Source organism: Ruminococcus flavefaciens, assembly GCF_900108555.1.
Lineage (GTDB): Bacteria > Bacillota > Clostridia > Oscillospirales > Ruminococcaceae > Ruminococcus > Ruminococcus flavefaciens_P.
In genome coordinates this window covers 86,406-103,404 of the sequence record NZ_FNWV01000003.1, presented here as the reverse complement: position 1 = coordinate 103,404, position 16,999 = coordinate 86,406, and the positions used below count along the sequence as shown (strand labels likewise).

14 protein-coding genes are annotated in these 16,999 nt (G+C 44.4%); 6 read left to right on the top strand and 8 right to left on the bottom strand.

Annotated features, from left to right (window positions below; genetic code table 11):
* Positions 1-196: 196 nt before the first annotated feature.
* The gene (locus BLW60_RS05605; RefSeq protein WP_074715116.1) at positions 197-1,474 is read right to left on the bottom strand and encodes a sensor histidine kinase; all 1,278 of its coding nucleotides are present in this window, start codon (positions 1,472-1,474) and stop codon (positions 197-199) included.
* Between the two features lie 2 nt (positions 1,475-1,476).
* On the bottom strand, positions 1,477-2,154 hold the full coding sequence (locus BLW60_RS05600; RefSeq protein ID WP_074715113.1) for a response regulator transcription factor: 678 nt from the start codon (positions 2,152-2,154) through the stop codon (positions 1,477-1,479).
* A 291-nt stretch (positions 2,155-2,445) separates the two neighbouring features.
* Between BLW60_RS05600 and BLW60_RS05595 the strand changes: the two genes are divergently transcribed.
* Genes BLW60_RS05595 through BLW60_RS05580 form a run of 4 tightly spaced genes read left to right on the top strand, consistent with a single transcriptional unit; the run spans position 2,446 to position 7,741 of the window.
* Positions 2,446-4,632 carry an extracellular solute-binding protein gene (locus tag BLW60_RS05595; RefSeq protein WP_074715110.1) on the top strand — a complete coding sequence of 729 codons (2,187 nt, stop codon included), beginning with the start codon at positions 2,446-2,448 and terminating at the stop codon, positions 4,630-4,632.
* Positions 4,633-4,634: 2 nt separating this feature from the next.
* Positions 4,635-5,492: a carbohydrate ABC transporter permease gene (locus BLW60_RS05590; protein ID WP_074715107.1), complete on the top strand. Its 858-nt coding sequence runs from the start codon at positions 4,635-4,637 to the stop codon at positions 5,490-5,492.
* The gene (locus BLW60_RS05585) at positions 5,489-6,340 is read left to right on the top strand and encodes a carbohydrate ABC transporter permease (protein WP_074715104.1); all 852 of its coding nucleotides are present in this window, start codon (positions 5,489-5,491) and stop codon (positions 6,338-6,340) included. The genes BLW60_RS05590 and BLW60_RS05585 overlap by 4 nt, the downstream gene beginning before the upstream one ends.
* A 3-nt stretch (positions 6,341-6,343) precedes the next feature.
* Positions 6,344-7,741: a biotin/lipoyl-binding protein gene (locus BLW60_RS05580; protein ID WP_074715102.1), complete on the top strand. Its 1,398-nt coding sequence runs from the start codon at positions 6,344-6,346 to the stop codon at positions 7,739-7,741.
* A gap of 153 nt (positions 7,742-7,894) precedes the next feature.
* Here BLW60_RS05580 and BLW60_RS05575 read toward each other — a convergent pair whose 3' ends face one another.
* The 6 genes from BLW60_RS05575 to BLW60_RS05550 all read right to left on the bottom strand — a co-directional run bounded on the left by BLW60_RS05575 (position 7,895) and on the right by BLW60_RS05550 (position 14,131).
* Entirely contained in the window at positions 7,895-8,425 is a 531-nt protein-coding gene (locus tag BLW60_RS05575; protein WP_074715099.1) for a hypothetical protein, read from the bottom strand.
* Positions 8,426-8,638: 213 nt separating this feature from the next.
* Complete coding sequence (locus BLW60_RS16750) at positions 8,639-9,796, bottom strand: hypothetical protein (protein ID WP_175460895.1); 1,158 nt, start codon at positions 9,794-9,796, stop codon at positions 8,639-8,641.
* A 60-nt stretch (positions 9,797-9,856) separates the two neighbouring features.
* The gene (locus BLW60_RS05565) at positions 9,857-10,762 is read right to left on the bottom strand and encodes a PP2C family serine/threonine-protein phosphatase (protein WP_074715097.1); all 906 of its coding nucleotides are present in this window, start codon (positions 10,760-10,762) and stop codon (positions 9,857-9,859) included.
* Positions 10,763-10,797: 35 nt separating this feature from the next.
* The gene (locus BLW60_RS05560; RefSeq protein WP_074715094.1) at positions 10,798-11,679 is read right to left on the bottom strand and encodes a vWA domain-containing protein; all 882 of its coding nucleotides are present in this window, start codon (positions 11,677-11,679) and stop codon (positions 10,798-10,800) included.
* A gap of 44 nt (positions 11,680-11,723) precedes the next feature.
* A complete protein-coding gene (locus BLW60_RS05555) occupies positions 11,724-13,067 on the bottom strand; it encodes a protein kinase domain-containing protein (RefSeq protein ID WP_074715092.1) in 1,344 nt (447 codons plus the stop codon).
* 20 nt (positions 13,068-13,087) lie between these two features.
* Positions 13,088-14,131, bottom strand: a complete 1,044-nt coding sequence (locus BLW60_RS05550; protein WP_074715090.1) for a leucine-rich repeat domain-containing protein — start codon at positions 14,129-14,131, stop codon at positions 13,088-13,090.
* Positions 14,132-14,645: 514 nt separating this feature from the next.
* On the opposite strand from BLW60_RS05550, the gene BLW60_RS05545 reads away from it, so the two are divergent.
* Positions 14,646-15,773, top strand: coding sequence for a substrate-binding domain-containing protein (locus tag BLW60_RS05545; RefSeq protein ID WP_074715087.1), 1,128 nt, complete (start codon positions 14,646-14,648; stop codon positions 15,771-15,773).
* Positions 15,774-15,788: 15 nt separating this feature from the next.
* The gene (locus BLW60_RS05540; protein ID WP_074715084.1) at positions 15,789-16,994 is read left to right on the top strand and encodes a GGDEF domain-containing protein; all 1,206 of its coding nucleotides are present in this window, start codon (positions 15,789-15,791) and stop codon (positions 16,992-16,994) included.
* The last annotated feature ends 5 nt before the right edge of the window (positions 16,995-16,999 follow it).

Sequence of the window (16,999 nt, the reverse complement as noted above, 5' to 3'; positions counted from 1 at the left end):
TACTCCTTCCTAAAGCTCCGTTATGCGGAGCTTTTTCTTTTTCAAATTAAGCTGAGAGCAGAAAAAGTTGAGAGTTAAGAGTTGAGAGTTATGGAGTCGCCTACGGCGACGTTATTGAAATAATGTGAGCGGAGCGAACATATTTACCTCTCAACTAATAAAACAGCTCCCCAAAGAATAACTTCGGAGAGCTGTTTTATTTTTCACTTGGAAGTGATATCGTAAACGAAGTACCGCCGAGGGGACTGTCCTCAACGGATATAGTTCCGTTATGGAGGTCGATGATCTCCTTTGCAATAGACAGCCCGAGACCAAAGTGTGAGCGGTCTGTACGGGAGCGGTCTGCGCGGTAAAAGCGTTCAAAGATATGCTGTCGATCCTCTTCGGAGATACCGCAGCCGCTGTCGGAAACGCGCACGATATGCTGCGAATTATCCACGCTGTAGGCTATCTCTATCTTTCCGTTTTCGGGAGTATAGCTTACGGCATTGTTGAGGAGTATGGATATTACCTGATTTATCCTCTCCGCATCTATCATAGCTTTCGGGATATTGTCATCTGGGAGCTTTACAGAGAGGTCTATAGTCTTTTCCTTTGCAGGTGAGAGAAAAGCCTCATAGCAGTCAATGATAAGGGTATCAAGCTCTGTAGGAGCAGTTTGCGCAGTGAAGCTTCCGTTGTCCGAACGTGCAAGAGTGAGCAGATCTTCTGTCAGAAGAGCAAGGCGTTTGCCCTCTTTTCTGGCGATCTTAGAGAGATACTGCTGCTGGTCGCCCTCACTTGTCTCCATAGCATCAAGGGCGGACATGATAGTATTTACAGGGTTTCTTATCTCATGGGAAGCTGCTGCGATAAAGTGAGCCTGCTGCTGGTGAGCCTGCTTTACAGGTTTAAGGAGCAGTTTCGTGAAGAAATAGGAAAATACAAAGAATACTATTGCCGCACCGATAATTATGAGAATAAAGTATATTATAAGCTTTCTGAGCTGTTTTTGCTGACTGTCAAGGGACTTTACGGCGTATACCTCTGTTATACCCTTATCGCCCGAAATGCAGATTATACCCACGTAATATCTGTGATTCTTTGCCGAACAGCTGAATTCATCATGTGCAACAGAGCCCGTGTATCTGAGCCGCTGTATGTCCGTTGATAATTCTGACTTTATATCCTCCAGCAGTGCCGAGTTTTCTTCGCTCATGCCCTTAGAAGTGGACAGCATAGCCTTGCCGTTATCATAAATGTAAAGCTGATAGCTGTAATTCATATTTATATTCATAAGCCAGCTCTGCGAGATAACGTGGTCTTTTGAAAGAGTAGAGCTGAAATTTGCGATATCGGTCTTGAAGCTTATGAAAGAATTTTTTTGTATGTTGTTCCAGCTGAGATAAAGATACAGCAATGACATGACCGCAACAACAAGAGTGCATACTCCCGTAAACAGCATGGTAAGCCGTATGTGGACTTTTCTGAACATACTCAGCCCTCCGTTGAAAGGCGGTATCCTATGCCGTGTACGGTTTTTACAGATGATGAGCTCCCTACCTTTTTCAGTCGTCTGCGGACAAAATAGATGTAGTTGTCGAGATTGCCGTCCTCAATCTCGTAATCCGCGCCCCATATCCTTGCAAGGATAGTCTGACGGGAGAGAGTCTGGTTGGGATTGCGCATAAACAGCTCAAGAAGCTCGCTCTCCTTATTGGAAAGGGTGCAGCTCTCGGCAGGGCCTGTCAGCATCTTGCCCTCGGCGTTATAGCTTATATCCCCCACAGTGAGCTTTTCAAGGCTCTCGATGCCTGTGGGACGGCGCAGCCTGCACCTGATACGAGCCATAAGCTCGCCGAATTCATAGGGCTTTACCATATAGTCGTCAGCACCGCAGTCCAGACCTGTTATCTTATCGCTTAGCTCTCCAAGAGCTGTAAGCATAATAACGGGAGTCTCATTGCCATTCCTGCGCATTTCCGAAAGTATGGTAAGACCGTCCTTGTGCGGGAGCATACAGTCAAGCAGTACAAGGTCGTAGGCATTGCGGCTGAGGTAGTAGTCAGCGTCCTCTCCGTCAAAGCACAGATCAGCGGAAAAGCCTTCTTTTTCAAGTCGGAATTGCAGCAGGGTACATTGTTCCTTGTCGTCCTCTATAATAAGTATTCGCATAGAAGATTTCCTTTCGTCTTTAATAGAGCCTTTAGCCGTTAGCCCTTAGCCAATGTGTCGCCTTTGACGAATAATTAAAATAATGTGAGCGTAAGCGAACTCCTTCGGCTAACGGCTAACGCCTAAGGGCTAAAGGCTATTTTTTCAATCATTATTATAGCACATATTGATCGGCTTGGAAAGTTTTAGAGAAAAATTAGAGATTAATTAGAGGAAAATTAGAGAATTATTAGATAAGTTTTAGAGATTGATGTGATATTATGGTATCATAAAGACAGGAGGTACACAAAAATGAACACACTAAAAAAGACTTTAGCTGTTATAATGTCACTTGCAATGCTTGCACCACTGACTTCGTGCAGCAAAGAAAAAGCGACCGAAGTAAAGCTGCTTTCATCAAAGGGCGGATATGCCGAATCGAAGGTAGAGGGCAGGACTTACGATATGCAAAGTGTTTCCGAGTTTGTTACTATCGGCGAAAAAACAGGTGTGATATCCGCGTGGGAAAAAGAGCTTGTGTACATATCCAAGGACGGCACAAGAGTTTTCAGAAGCGAAGTCGAGGATCTGACTAAAAATGATGATGACGATATATATGCTGTCTATGCGGCATCTGATAATGGCTTAGTCATATGCAAGGACGGCGATACCTGTACTATAAATGCCGAGGGTGAATGTAACAAGGTCACAGGTGCGGATTATATTTACAATTTTGAATTTGCCGATAACGGCAGGCTTTACGGTCTTAATTATAATGCGCTGTATGAAGTGGATATCAATACAGGTGCGGCAAAGAAGCTGGCAGATAAAGGCGAACGTATAAACTTCTTTGACATCATAGGAAACAGGATATTCTACGGCGACAGAGACGGCGTACATATTTACGATATCGAAAAGAACAGCGAGACAGAAGTTCCCGATGTGCTTGCCGATCTGATGAGCAAATATAAGGCTGAAAAAAGCGATGCCGACCACGCTCTTGATATATGCGCAGGAAATAATGATGATATATATATCGGCTGTGAGGACGGACTTTATCACTACTCATGGGGCGGAAACTTTGCAGAGCAGATAATCGACGGTCTTATAAGTCGTTTCGGCGATCCTTCCGATCAGTTCGGTACTATATACTGCGCACCTGACGGGACTATATATGCCACATTCAACAGCGGTATGTACAAATACGTCTATGATCCCGAGATCGAAAACGCTGTGACCTCAGAGCTTAAAGTATACAGCCTTGAAAAGAACAGCACCATTTCACAGATAGTCAGCAGCTTTGCTGCGGACAACAGAAATATCAAGGTGGATTATCAGGTGGGCATGAAAGAAGGTCTGACCTACAGCGACGCCATGAAGGAGCTTACTACTCAGATACTGTCGGGAAATGCTCCCGATGTCATAGTCATTGACGGACTTGACAATGATAACCTCATTGAAAAGAATATGCTCACAGACCTTTCCAAGTATGAGGATAAATGGCTCCCCGATGATGAACTCCTTGATAATATCGCAAAATGGAACACTGTGGACGGCAAGCTTTACAGCGTTGCCTGCAAATTCCGCATACCTGCCGTAGGTGCGGAGAGAAAAGACCTTGAAAAAATAAAGTGCTTTGCAGATGCAGCAGACCTCTGCGAGAAGTACCGAAAGGAAAAAGCTCCGCATTATACTATCTTAGACTTTTTCGATGAGACCGATCCTATCCGCATGGGACTTATGTATGAGGGAAATACGCTCCTCAGCGGCACTCCCGATAAGGCAGCCTTTGAAAAGTTTTATGAAAGCTGTGCAAAGCTGTATAACAACGATAAATCGCCAAGCGAAATGGATACTGCATTTATTTCAAGCACCGACAATGACGAAGCAGGTTCGGAATACTTTTTCGGCACAAGATATATGGCAGAAAAGATGAACAAGAACGTTATTGCTCTGGGTTCATTGAACGGCTTTGAAAATGAGATCAATGTAGTAACTTCATTAATGAAGTTAGATAATGATATAGATGCAGCATACAGATACGGCATGGAAAGTGACAAGTGCTTTATGCCGAACTGCAATATAGCTGTCAGCGAGTCAGGCAAAAATAAGGAAGATGCATTCAGATTCATAGCCTCCGCACTTGGTGAGGAAGCTCAGGAAATAGAACATTCCGACGGCTTCCCTGTAAATAAGGCTGCACTTGAATATTTTTATGAAAAGAACAGAGATGCTGATAATGTCTATGGGTTATATGTACCGCCTTTTGACAGCAATGAAGATGGAGAAGGAGCTGAGGTGGATATGGAATGGATGACAGATGATGAGGCTAAGGAGTTCGACAGCTATATTCAGACTCTTTCCGAGCCTGTATTCATAAAGTATTCCATAAGAGAGATGATCGAGGAAGCAGGAAAGAAGTGCATAGAAGGCACTGTAACTGCGGAGCAGGCTGCCGAGGATACTGTAAAGCAGCTTGAGCTTAAAATGAAAGAATAACTATGACAAATAAAGTTTTTTCGCGGAGAAAGCTTGGGTATCTGCCATTCCTGCTGCCCAGCCTTGCAGGAGTAATGGTGTTCACGTTCCTGCCATTTGCGGACTCTGTACGCAGGTCATTCTGTACAGCTGTAACGGGTGATTTTGTTGGGGTAAACAATTATAAAGCTGTATTCAGCAACGAAGCGTTCAGGCTTGCTGTAAAGAATACTGTAAAATTCGTGGGAGTATGTCTGCCGCTGCTCATATCCGTTTCATTTCTGGCAGCATACGCCCTCAGCAGGCTAAAATACATCAGACTTATAAAGTCTGTACTTCTTTTTCCGCTGGCAGTTCCTACCGCAGCCCTTGTGCTGGTGTGGCAGATACTTTTCAGCGACTCAGGCTATATAAACAATATCCTTACCTCTCACGGACACAGCGCGGTAAGCTTTCTAAGCTCATCGGCTTCATTCTGGGTGCTGGTGGGGAGCTATATATGGAAAAACCTCGGATACACGGTGCTTCTCTGGCTTACGGGCATAATGAGCGTATCCACAGCTGTGATCGATGCTGCGAAGGTGGACGGTGCAAATGACAGGCAGATACTTTTCCGTATCATATTGCCCGAGCTTAAACCTACGCTTTATACTATCACAATAATATCATTCCTTAACTCCTTCAAGGTATTCCGTGAGGCATATCTTGTAGCAGGAGCATATCCCGACCGGCACATCTACCTTTTGCAGCATCTTTTCAATAACTGGTTCGTGAATATGGATCTTGACAAAATGGCAGCGGCAGCAGTAATGGTATTCGCTGTCATACTTGGAGCGATAATACTGCTCAGAAAGGCATGGGACAAGGAGGAACAGACATGACAAAAAAGCTTCGCATACCCTCCGTGTACGCTGTAATGGCAGTAATATGTATCATTGTTATGTTTCCCTTGTTTCTTGCAGTGATACTTCCATTGCAGTCCTCAGACGAGCTTGCAAAGACCCTTTCGCCCCTTATCAACTTCAAAGGAAATTATTCAAAGATAGACTACATCGCCCAGTACCCAACGCTGAACAACTTCAAGGAGCTGCTGTTATACACTCCCGATTTTTACAGGGTATTCTGGAACTCTTTCCTGATAACGGGAGCTATACTTCTTTTTCAGACACTTGCAGCCGTACCTGCGGCGTGGGCGTTTGCAAGATCAAAATTCAAAGGACGAAAGCTTCTTTTTGATATATACATAATATTCATGCTCATACCTTTTCAGGTAACGATGCTTTCACAGTATCTTGTTATAGACGGTATGAAGCTAATGAACAATCGCCTTGCAGTCATACTGCCTGCGATATTTTCCACCTTCCCTGTATTTCTCATATATCGCGGGTTTGCGGACATCCCCCGTGATGTGGCTGACTCCGCAAGGATAGACGGAGCAAACGAATGGCAGGTACTAAGGTATATCGGACTTCCTCTCGGAAAGTCAGGTATACTTGCCTGCGTGGTACTTAGTTTTCTCGACCTCTGGAATATGGTGGAGCAGCCGCTGACATTTCTCAAAGACAAGCGGCTGTATCCGCTGTCACTGTATCTGCCCATGCTTGGAGCAGAGAGGGGAGAGATGCTTTTATCTGCGGCAGTAGCCACACTTGTGCCTGCGGTATTTGTATTCGTCATTGGGCAGGACGAGCTTGAACAGGGAATTATCGCTTCCGCCCTCAAGGAGTAGACAATGAAAGAAAAGATAAAACAGAGAGCAATAAAGTATTTTCTGATATTTCTTGCAGCAATGCTCATACTGACCTTTGCTTCACGAATGTTGTACACAGAGCGTATGCCCTGTGTGAGCTGTATGTCTGTAAGCAGAAAGAGCATATCCCACGAATTTGAATACAGCGGAACAGTTGAAGCATTGAAGAGCCAGCCTGTTTTCATTCCCGAGGGACTGAGAGTAGCGGAGCTGGACGTTGAGTGCGGAGACAGAGTTATAAAAAATCAGACCATTATGAAACTGGATATGGAGTATCTCCACAAGAAAGCAGCAATGCTGGAAAAGGAGATCGCCGAGCAACTTGAAACTGCCTCTGCTTATTCCAATGACGGCAGTACCCCTGTGTTTACGGAAGCAGGACTGCGTACCGCTGAGGTATATGTGAAAGCAGGTGACAGCGTTTCCGCGGGACAAAAGCTCCTGCGTATTGACAGCGAGCATCTAAGCAGACGAATAGCCGATATCGAGAACAGTCTCAACGCGGATATCTCCACCCGTGATGGCTATTATGAAAACGAAGATCAGCACTCAGCCGATACCATTACAAACAGTATCGAAGAAAAGCAGCGTGAGCTGGACAGATACACAGAGATATACAACAACGGCTGTATCGTATACAGCAGCGCGGCAGGAGTGGTCACAGGTGTGCTTGTAAGGGCAGGCGATGTGACGAGCGAGTCGGCGGCAGTACTTATAAACAGCGATCCCACAGTCTGCTATGGGCTTGCCGAAAAGCAGGAAAGGCTGGAAGCACTGAGAAAGCTTGACGAGACGAACGGTTTCATATACAGTCCCTCAGAGGGTATCATAACCTCGAAAACTGTCTCATTAGGCGAGCTTACTTCTGAAAACGCGGCGTTAATAGTCTCTGATATGTCGGGAGGCATAGTTTTCAGGACTGATGTGGACGAGGACAGCATAGAATATATATCCGTGGGCGATAAATTCAAGCTGAAATTCAGAAACGGCAGGATAAAAAAAGAAAACTGCGAAGTAAAACGAATTTACAAGGCAGCTGAGGGCGGCAGATATACAGTTGAGCTTGCAGTGGAGTCCGACGACGAGCTGAAAGCAGGAGAGATAGGCGTAATGAAGGGAAGCGTACTTTCCGAGGATACATACGACTGCATACCGCTCAATGCTATAGAATTCGGAGTAAGCGAGACAAGAGGAGAGATATTCGTTGCAGAGGAGAGCGAGGGATTTTTCGGAAAGGAATACACAGCGAAGAAATACAGCGTAAACATAAGAGATAAAAATAACACCGATGCAGGTATATATGATCTCGGAATTGATCCGAATTCAAAGATCATAATCTCATCATCAAAGAAACTCTACGACGGACAAAAGGTAAGATAATAATAAAAACGCCCCTTAAAGGCAGACAAGTCAAGCTTGTCCGAGCCTTTAAGGGGCATTGTATTTCTGTTTGATAGACTGTTATAGGTGGGAAGTGCGTAATATTAATATAATTGATGAAGCTCTTTTAACAGTAGCTTGTGCTTGGGGGAGTTATTCAAATACTACGCCCCAGCCCGCGCTGACCTTACGATACAAGCGCATCTTTTCCTTCTTTTTCTGGACTTTAAGCAGTGCAAATGCTGCGATAACGACCACAATGGTGAGGAAAGCACCAATGATTATTCCTACCACGCCCTTCACAACGAAGAGTGAGAGACACCAGATAATGATAGCAGCAACAATAATGATCGGCAGACAGAAAGAAGTAAAGCTTCTGTTCTTGATCTTGATATAGTGCTGGATATCTCTTAAACTGAAGCACTCATAATTACGGGCAATAAAGTTATCAGGCTGTGCCCATTTGCAGAATGCGGCGAGGTTCTCGAACTTTGCCGTATAATCCTGATAATCATGGAATTTCTCGTTATATCTTGTAACGCGGTAGTAAACAATAACTGCTGCGCCCTGCTGTTCAGCGTCCATGACATGGATGATAGTACCCACATCAGCCTGACCTCTCATAGCTTTGGTAACGAGAAATTTACGGTCTATCGCTTCATCGATATTGAGCAAGTAATTCATGGCTATCCCTTTCCTTAACGCGAAATATTAACTGTACATTTACACACAAAATACAGGTATTGACATAATATAGAAATCATATAATGACCTCGTAAAATTCATTATAGCACAAAACTACGAAAAATGCAATACTTTACTTAAATTATTTGTGTGGCTTAATGATAGTTCATTAATTTATTACCTATACAGGTAATAAACGCGGTAAATAAACTATCAGAGCTTCTTCTTGAAGTTCAGATTTGCTTTTGCGACTTTCTTTCTGTCTTTTGCCTGCTTGAGCATATCTTCCTTTGACATACTGTCGCCTGTACCGCCTTCGCCGCTTGTACTTGTATCATCGTCATCGTCAAGGAAACTGTTGAGTCTCTTTTTAAAAGCATTCTCGCCGTTAGACTTAGAAGTAAGAGTAACACTTACGCTCTGCTGTGGCTGCTGATAGAGACTTCTCATTGTTGAGCTTGCGCCGTGAACAGAAGGACCTGTATAACCCTGTCTGTAAGGAGCAGCGTTCATGCCCTGCTGATACATTGAGTTCTGCATATTTCCGCCGTAAGGACCCGGCTGTGGATAGCCGCCCTGCTGCGGATAACCCTGCTGTGGGTAGCCGTGAGGATAGCCGCCCTGCTGCGGATAGCCCTGCTGTGGATAACCGCCCTGTGGATAACCCTGCTGTGGGTAGCCTTGCTGAGGATAGCCGCCCTGTGGATAGCCCTGCTGTGGATAACCCGGCTGCTGAGGATAGCCGCCCTGCTGTGGGTAGCCCTGCTGCTGAGGATAACCCTGCTGCTGACCTACAAGGTTCGGGAAGCCGCTTGCGCCCTGCTGCTGAGCCTCTTCAGGATGCTCATAGAGAGAGTTAGCTGCGCCCTCGTCCTTATTTTCTGCATTGAATGGATTAGCAGAATCAACGTTAACGTCATCTGCAAAATCAGCGGGAGCACCGAGAGATGCCTCATCATAACCGCTGAGGAAATCAGGAGCAGCTGATGCAGGTGCAAGGGTAGCTGCTGCAACTTCTTCGTCAGGTGAAAGGACTACCTGACAGCTGCTGTTATCTACACTCGAATTTACCAGCAGAGACAGAGCCTCGTCTTCAGGCTTGAAATAGCTGAAATCGTCAAGAGAAATAACGATCATCTGCTTAGCGATAGTGTGCTTCTTAGTAATGATAGACATTACTGCTATTCTTTCTGCGGGTACATCTTCTACAGAACCTTCATTGATCGAAACAGTGGAAACTCCCGAAAAGATGTCGCCCGAATCAGCGACTATAAGACATAAACAAGCATCGTATGTTGCGAGCTCAGGTCTTTTTTCTTTTAATGTTTCAGCAAAATTCTTGGCTGTATTGTAGAGAGTGCTAATTTCCATATCAAACACCACTTTTCTTAAATTATTAAACGCTCCTGCGTTAGTTACTTAAAGCTTATGTCAGACTTTTTTGTCAAGCATAGCTGCCTTTCTCTGTGCCGCAGCCTTCTTGTTTTCATCGACTCTTTTATTTATAAGGTCGATCCTGTCTTTCAGAAGATCCTCATTATATATACAAGCAAGGGAAATATCGTCCTCTGTACCGAAACGAGATCTTTTGCTAAGGTTATTGACTATGATGTTTTTGAAGGTCTCAAGGTTAACGAGCTGACTTGTGATTATGGTATGATAATCAAGGAAGTCATACTCACTGCCGAAGGAAGTATACAATCCGTCGGTAGAACCGTAAAGGGCGATGAGTTTTTTATTCGGTGCGTAAAAGCTGCTGAACAGTGATGCAGCGTTTGAATTGCATACCGAAGCAGTTACGTTGGCAGGTGCGGATTCGTTATACTCCATAGGCATAACAGCTCTTCCGTCCTCGAATAAAGCTACGAGACTTCCGTCGCCGATCTGTACGCCGAAGGTATAATTATCTCCTGATATTCCTGCAACGAGGGTAGTGCCGTAATATGACTCGGGCAGGATAGCCTCAAATTCTTCTGGTGTAAAGTTGCTTTTCTCATCATCGGTAACGGGGTTTTCAGCCAGATGCTTTTCAACCTTCACATTCCAGTTTGAGATAATCTGCTTTTCTATATTTTTTATTATGAATTTGTGATTAGTCGGAAGATTTGCTTCCAGAGCCTCACGATCCTCGTAAAAACGGTCTATAGCTTCGATAGTAGCTTCAACAGCGAATTTTGAACCGAGGTGGCTCCTGAAATGCTTTTTGCTTCCGTGACCGTCAGCAACTACAGCTATGGCGTAGTGATCGCCGACTTTAAAAGCAGAGCTGTCCTGACAAACCAGATTGGTCTTTTCATGGCTTGCGCCCATGACCGAGTGGTTAAAGCCGTTGAACATATTTTTTCAGTCCTCCTCCCGAAATTTTAATGATATTACCAACCTGTATCGAAGGGGACGTCATCTCCATCGGTCTGGGTGCTAACGAGCTCCTGGATCTGCTGACCGAGGAGTTTCTGCTTAGCAGCGAATACATCTTCTTCTCCAATCTCGTGGCTCGTATCGTCAGAGAGAGTCATACTCTTACTGCCGATCTGAGAAGAGGTTACAGCGATGATCTTGATCATCTGAGCAAGCTGTCCGCCTGAGTAAGCGTGAACAACTGTATCCTTTGAGCCTGTAAACTCAGCAAGGATATTGTCATTAGCTTCCTGACCGATACCGAGAGCGGCTTTAAGACCGAACTTGTACCAGCTGTTTGTCTGAAGCTCTCTCAGACCTTCCTTATAGTCATCGGAAGGATATCCGTCTGTCATAAGGAATATAACGGGAGCGAATGACAGAGAAGGTGAATTGAGGAAGCTGTTTCTTGACATTCTGTGGTTGAGCTCCTTGAAAGCTGCGCCCATACTTGTAACGCCGCTTGCACGGAGTCTTGCCCATTCAAAATCTTCTATCGGGATAGGATTTGAATACATCCATCTTACCTCGGTAGAGAATGTAAGAACAGCGATCTTTACGTCTGTATCAGCCTCGCCGACTCTGCGTATCTCAGGGATAAGCTCTTCCATAACGGTATTGAGCTCGCCCATCTTCTTGCCCTTCATACTTCCTGAAGTATCAATGAGGAAGAATATAACGAGGCTCTTTTTGGAAACGCTTGTCGCACTGAGTGGATCGTCATCAAAATCGAGAATGCTGTCGTCGGATACGGGAGCTGAAGAAGCTGCAGAAGAAACTGTCTCTGCATTATCGAAATCGTCCAGAGGAGAAACGTTTTTGTTCACTTCCGGTTCTGTAACATGTTCATTGCTCATAATTTACATACATCCTTTCAGTAATACTGCTTTGAAACAGCAGGTTAGATCTGTGCTTTCACTTCGCCGAAATCGATCTCAAGCCCCTGCCATACAGGGAAACCTTTTCCTGGAGCGATATCGTAGAATACTCCGTCCGGCATTTTTGCCTTCCACTGTCTGTCCGAACAATTCTTGATACCGAGCACGCCTTGTTTCAGCTTATTCTCGACGAGCTCGCCCGCAACAGCTGTGAAGTCGTCTGATTCGGGAACGATCTCGCACTCATAGAATTTACAGCCGAGATAAAGCGGTGTACGGTAATCGCGGTTGCTGAATCCGATTGTAACGAATTCCATGCCGCATTTCGGGCATTTGAATGTCTTTTCGTTCTGATGTATGAACATCGAACTGAAGTTTGTTCTTCCGCAGCCACACTGTATGATCTCCGATCTGAGGCGTATGAACAGCTTCTGCCATTCATTCTCGATGATACGCTTTGTAGGATCGCTTATACCTGTAGTGAAGGAGCGGATAAATGCGTCTTTTATATAATCAGGGTAAATTCTCCAGAACTTGATTATATTGTCGTGTATACCTCTTACAGGACGGTTTGAAGCGTCATCGGGATCGTACACGAAAACTGCGTTCTGTCCGTAGTGTTTAAGCTCAGAGGACTCTGTAAGGCAAACGTCTCTTACGACCTTTTCGCCTTCCATAGGATCGCCTCTGAAGAGGAGCTTAAATAAAACTACAGCAAGTGAATATTTATCGGTCTGAACATTTGGCTGCGCGATGCCTCTTACGACCTCGGGAGCCATATATCCCGGCTTACCGCCGATACCGAAGTTGCTTCCGTCAGGTGCGATGTTATCACAGTCGCAGACGAGGACAGCTCCTGTATTTACATTGATGAAGAAGCCTCCGTCGTTAAGGTCCTGATAGCTCTTACCTGCACGGTGAAGCTGTCTGAAAGCGTTAACGATATTGATAACGCAGGTCACCATAGCACTGAGGGTGTTGAATTTTACGGGACGCTTTGCGCCTCTTCCCGTAAGCGGGTCTATCTCAAGCTTATAAGTATTGAGGATGTCAACAAAGGAGTCAAATCCCTCGGGCTTGAGCTCCATGATATAGCCGAAAGTTCCGTCCTCCATCTCTTTTGTGAGATATTTTGGCCAGAGGAACTTATTGCTTGGGGGACCATCGTTTATGTTGTTCTGTAAGTTCTTGCGGAATGCAGCAGGCTTTGCCATCTTATTGATGTCGTACCATTTAAGAGCCCATTTCTGTCCGTTGAAGCGAACCAAGTAAACGATACCCTGACCACCGCTTCCGATGACGCTGAGCACTTTGGCTTTGCCTCCGAATTCCATCTCGACTTCCTGACCTATTTCAAGCTCTATCATATGATCTCATCCTTTCTTAATTAGTCAAGCTCATATTCTTCAGCCGAGGTCACGAGGACGAACCTTATTCCAGTGGCTAAACAGTATTTATGAACGTATGAATTTTCTATGCAGTAAATAACAAGGTTGGGGCAGTATGAGAAAGCATTTGCGTCGATGAACTTTATGCTTTCGGGGAGGAAGAGTTTTCTCAGCTTGTCACAGCCTGAAAATGCTTCCGCACCGATACTGCTTACACTTGGCGGTATCTCAATAACTTCGAGGCTTGTACAGAAAGAGAACGTACTGTCCTCGATCTCGAGCACGCCGTCAGGTATCTTTACCATTACCAGGTTTGTACACTGGCTGAAAGCACCCTGCTTGATTATCCTTAATCCTTCTGGAAGGTCAAGACCTCTCAGACGCTTACATGATGAGAAGCAATACTCGCCGATAGCAAGAAGCGTTGACGGGAGCTTGATAGTTCTGAGTGATCCGAATTTATCGAAGCAGAAGGCTTCGAGCTTTGTATATCCGTCGGGAATGGCGATATTGCCGCTGAGTCTGTATCTGAGGGCGTTACGCGGCATAAATACCATTTCGTTGATATCAACAGGTCTCTTTCTTGTCTCTTCTTCCTTCTTATCGTCGCCGTCCTCACTTTCGGGAAGCACCTTCAGCGGTGACTCATAGGGCCAGCAAAGAAGGTATGTAAAACAAGCGACCACGAATTCCGAAGCATTTTCCGAAAGGAAAAGATCACCGAGCATATAGCTCTTAGCCTTCATAACAGCTATCTCGTGATTTTTTTCCTCAAGCATCATTTTAAGTATGCCTGTACGATACATATTAATAAGTAAGCGACGCTCCTTATCATAATCAGGGATATGATCGTTGAGAAGACCGATAAATCTATCCCTGTTCGTTACAGCGCGCGGACCGTCGTTTACAACGATAGCTCGCAGCTCATGCTGAAACTCCATAGTATTTTCAAATCCCTCGATGTTTTGCGGAACGGGAGCACCGCATTGAGGGCAGGCAGTAAGCTTAGGGTCAAGTGGTGCGTTGCATTTCTCGCATTGCATGATCTCTCCTCCTGACGTATAAATATAGCAGCGCAATAATTATATATGCGACTTTATATTGTTATCACATTTAGTATAACACTTTTCAATATCAATGTCAAGCGTAAAGAAAATGAACAGGCAAATTTGAATTAACTTTTACAAAAATAACCGCTATAGTTTGTGCAATATTAAAGTACCTTTTACCGAGCGTATTATCGAGAAAAAATATTATGAAATGCAAATCGGTTAAGCATATCTGTAATTTATTAAGCTAAATTAACCTGATGTATAAAATTGATTAAAATGCATATAAATTTTTTGATATTTTTGTACATGCCGCGAATAATCAATTTACAAAATAGTGTTGAAATTGCGGAAGAAATGTGATAAAATGAGTTATGGATATCAAGACATAGCCTGACTGGGGGAAAAACCGCAAGCTCATATGTTCCATGATATGAGGATGTAAGTGGAATATCAGCAGATATCCTGCGGTGTATCGGGTTTAATTGATTTAAGGAGGTTCAGTATAATGAACAAAAGAAAAAGCATATTCAGAGCAATTGCTTCATGCACTCTTTCTGCTATGATGCTTATTTCAGCCGGATGCGGAAAGTCTCAGAATGCAGGTGGTCCAGGAGGTCAAGGTGGTCAAGGCGGTCCGCCTCCGAAGATAGCCGTTATCACAAAACAGCAGCTCAGCTTCTGGGATGATGTAAAGAAGGGCGCAGAAGATGCCGGAAAAGAGCTTGGTGCTCAGATACTCTATACAGTTGCGACAAGTGATAATGATTACGTTTCACAGGTAGCCGCTATCAAAGAGGCTATAGCAGCTGACGCAAAGGCTATCGTTATAGCTCCTAACAGCCCGACAGAGCTGAATTCTGCTTTTGATGAAGCAGTTGCAAAGGGAATCAAGATCGTAAACATCAACTCAAAGGTAAACGATTATGGCAAGATCGATTCTTTCATAAGATCGTCCGATATTGACAGCGGTGCGGTAGCAGCAAGAAATGTTGCCAAGATCCTCGAGAATAAGGGTGCTGATTATGAAAAGCTCGGCAAGATCGCTATCATCGGTCATACCGCTTCTACAGCTGAAGAGCGTATCGAAGGCTTTATCAGCGTACTTACTTCATATGCAGCTCAGAAAATAAAGAAACCTACAGTTACAGAAACAGATCCTGACAAGCTCAGAGAAGCTGAGGAAGCAGCTGAGGCTGAATACAACAGCAAGCTTGAAAAGTTCTCAAAGAGCTTTATCCAGGGCGATCGCGTTGCAGAACGTAAAAAGGCTGAGGAAGAGTCTCTTAGACTCCTCGGGGAAGACGGAAACGGCATTTCTATCATGTTTGCAACAAACACAAATACTACTCTCGGCGTTTGTGATGCTGTAAGCAAGCTTAAACTTGATGACAAGATCATCGTTATAGGATTTAACTCTGATGAAGAAGAGCTAAGCTTTATCAGAAAGGGCACTCTTGACGGTACAGTAGTTCAGAATCCATATATGATGGGCTATGTTGGTGTAAGATATGCAAAGAGACTTATCGGCGGAACCAGCGTTACTTGTGACCTTGATATCGGTGCTACCTTTGTTAACGGAAGCAATATGAATGACGAATACATTCAGCTCTTGCTTTATCCCGATAAATTCTGATGGAGGTAGGAACTAATGGCTAAAGGAAAATCAAAATTTAAAAATTCAGGTGCATATATTGCAGCTGCAATTCTTGTTGCTGTTATGTACATTGTAAACGCTATCCTCGTTGACAGGATCTACTGGAACAACTCAAATGTTTCACAGACAACATCGAGAGTTATGAACTCTCTCAACAAGATCAACGGTCAGCTTTCAGAGATCAACAACGATACAATCGCTATCGCAGCAAATCTTAAAACTGATATGGAAGCTATCACAAAGGATACCGAAGCACGTTACGGCAACATCATTGATGCCGAGCACGCTTTTGAAGCAACAGAAGGCCTTTCAGATGAGGCTATGAGAAGATATAACTACGCTAAGAACATCATCAATTCCTATAAGCAGAAGCTTGACGCTATGGGTACAAGTGCCGTAACATCAGGTAACTATCAGGAAATGGGCTATATCCTGAAGCAGGACATCTATCCTATGCAGGTTACAGCTTCAGAGATGCTTACATCTACAATTGATATCGTTTCTGCTGATACAGGTAAGATCATGAGGAAAAACACTATCCAGTCATATCTCCTTATGACAATGATGCTCGTAGTTGCTATCCTCGGTGAAATTGCTGTATGGCTGTTCGCAAGAAAGGCTAAGAAAGCAAGACTCGAGCTCGAAGAGCGTGAGAAGAGCCTCGCAGAGGTCGATGCAAAGCTCAAGACTACACGTCAGAAGGCAAGCGACCTTGCTGTTATCAACGTTCTTACAGGTATGAAGAACCGTTATGCTCTTGATAACGATATCAACGACAGACTCGAATCAGGCAGATTCCAGATCGCAGTATTCGATATGGATAACTTCAGAAGTATCAACGATACTTACGGATATGACTTCGGTGACGAGTACCTCGCAGCAGTTGCTGAGAAGCTCAAGGAAGAATTCAGTGAAGTTGCAGAGATCTACAACATCACAGGTAATGAGTTCTGCTTCGTATTCAACAAGAATATCTCCGAGAGCCAGGCAATGGGTATCGCTCAGAATATCCAGCGTGTAATGAGCAGCCCGTACGAAGTACTGAACCTCGCAGTTCAGCTTCCTTGCTCAGGCGCTGTTTACCACTACTTACCGGGCGACTGCCTTAACGTTAACTCACTGCTCGTAAAGCTTGATACAGCTATGAGAAACGCTAAGATGAACGGCGGTAACATGATAAGCACAGTAATGAATATCTGATCCGA

What these genes read in the sequence shown, in the direction of transcription:
- BLW60_RS05605 (WP_074715116.1), bottom strand. Translation starts at nt 1,474, where the DNA reads ATGTTCAGAAAAGTCCACATACGGCTTACCATGCTGTTTACGGGAGTA.
- BLW60_RS05600 (WP_074715113.1), bottom strand. Translation starts at nt 2,154, where the DNA reads ATGCGAATACTTATTATAGAGGACGACAAGGAACAATGTACCCTGCTG.
- BLW60_RS05595 (WP_074715110.1), top strand. Translation starts at nt 2,446, where the DNA reads ATGAACACACTAAAAAAGACTTTAGCTGTTATAATGTCACTTGCAATG.
- BLW60_RS05590 (WP_074715107.1), top strand. Translation starts at nt 4,635, where the DNA reads ATGACAAATAAAGTTTTTTCGCGGAGAAAGCTTGGGTATCTGCCATTC.
- BLW60_RS05585 (WP_074715104.1), top strand. Translation starts at nt 5,489, where the DNA reads ATGACAAAAAAGCTTCGCATACCCTCCGTGTACGCTGTAATGGCAGTA.
- BLW60_RS05580 (WP_074715102.1), top strand. Translation starts at nt 6,344, where the DNA reads ATGAAAGAAAAGATAAAACAGAGAGCAATAAAGTATTTTCTGATATTT.
- BLW60_RS05575 (WP_074715099.1), bottom strand. Translation starts at nt 8,425, where the DNA reads ATGAATTACTTGCTCAATATCGATGAAGCGATAGACCGTAAATTTCTC.
- BLW60_RS16750 (WP_175460895.1), bottom strand. Translation starts at nt 9,796, where the DNA reads ATGGAAATTAGCACTCTCTACAATACAGCCAAGAATTTTGCTGAAACA.
- BLW60_RS05565 (WP_074715097.1), bottom strand. Translation starts at nt 10,762, where the DNA reads ATGTTCAACGGCTTTAACCACTCGGTCATGGGCGCAAGCCATGAAAAG.
- BLW60_RS05560 (WP_074715094.1), bottom strand. Translation starts at nt 11,679, where the DNA reads ATGAGCAATGAACATGTTACAGAACCGGAAGTGAACAAAAACGTTTCT.
- BLW60_RS05555 (WP_074715092.1), bottom strand. Translation starts at nt 13,067, where the DNA reads ATGATAGAGCTTGAAATAGGTCAGGAAGTCGAGATGGAATTCGGAGGC.
- BLW60_RS05550 (WP_074715090.1), bottom strand. Translation starts at nt 14,131, where the DNA reads ATGCAATGCGAGAAATGCAACGCACCACTTGACCCTAAGCTTACTGCC.
- BLW60_RS05545 (WP_074715087.1), top strand. Translation starts at nt 14,646, where the DNA reads ATGAACAAAAGAAAAAGCATATTCAGAGCAATTGCTTCATGCACTCTT.
- BLW60_RS05540 (WP_074715084.1), top strand. Translation starts at nt 15,789, where the DNA reads ATGGCTAAAGGAAAATCAAAATTTAAAAATTCAGGTGCATATATTGCA.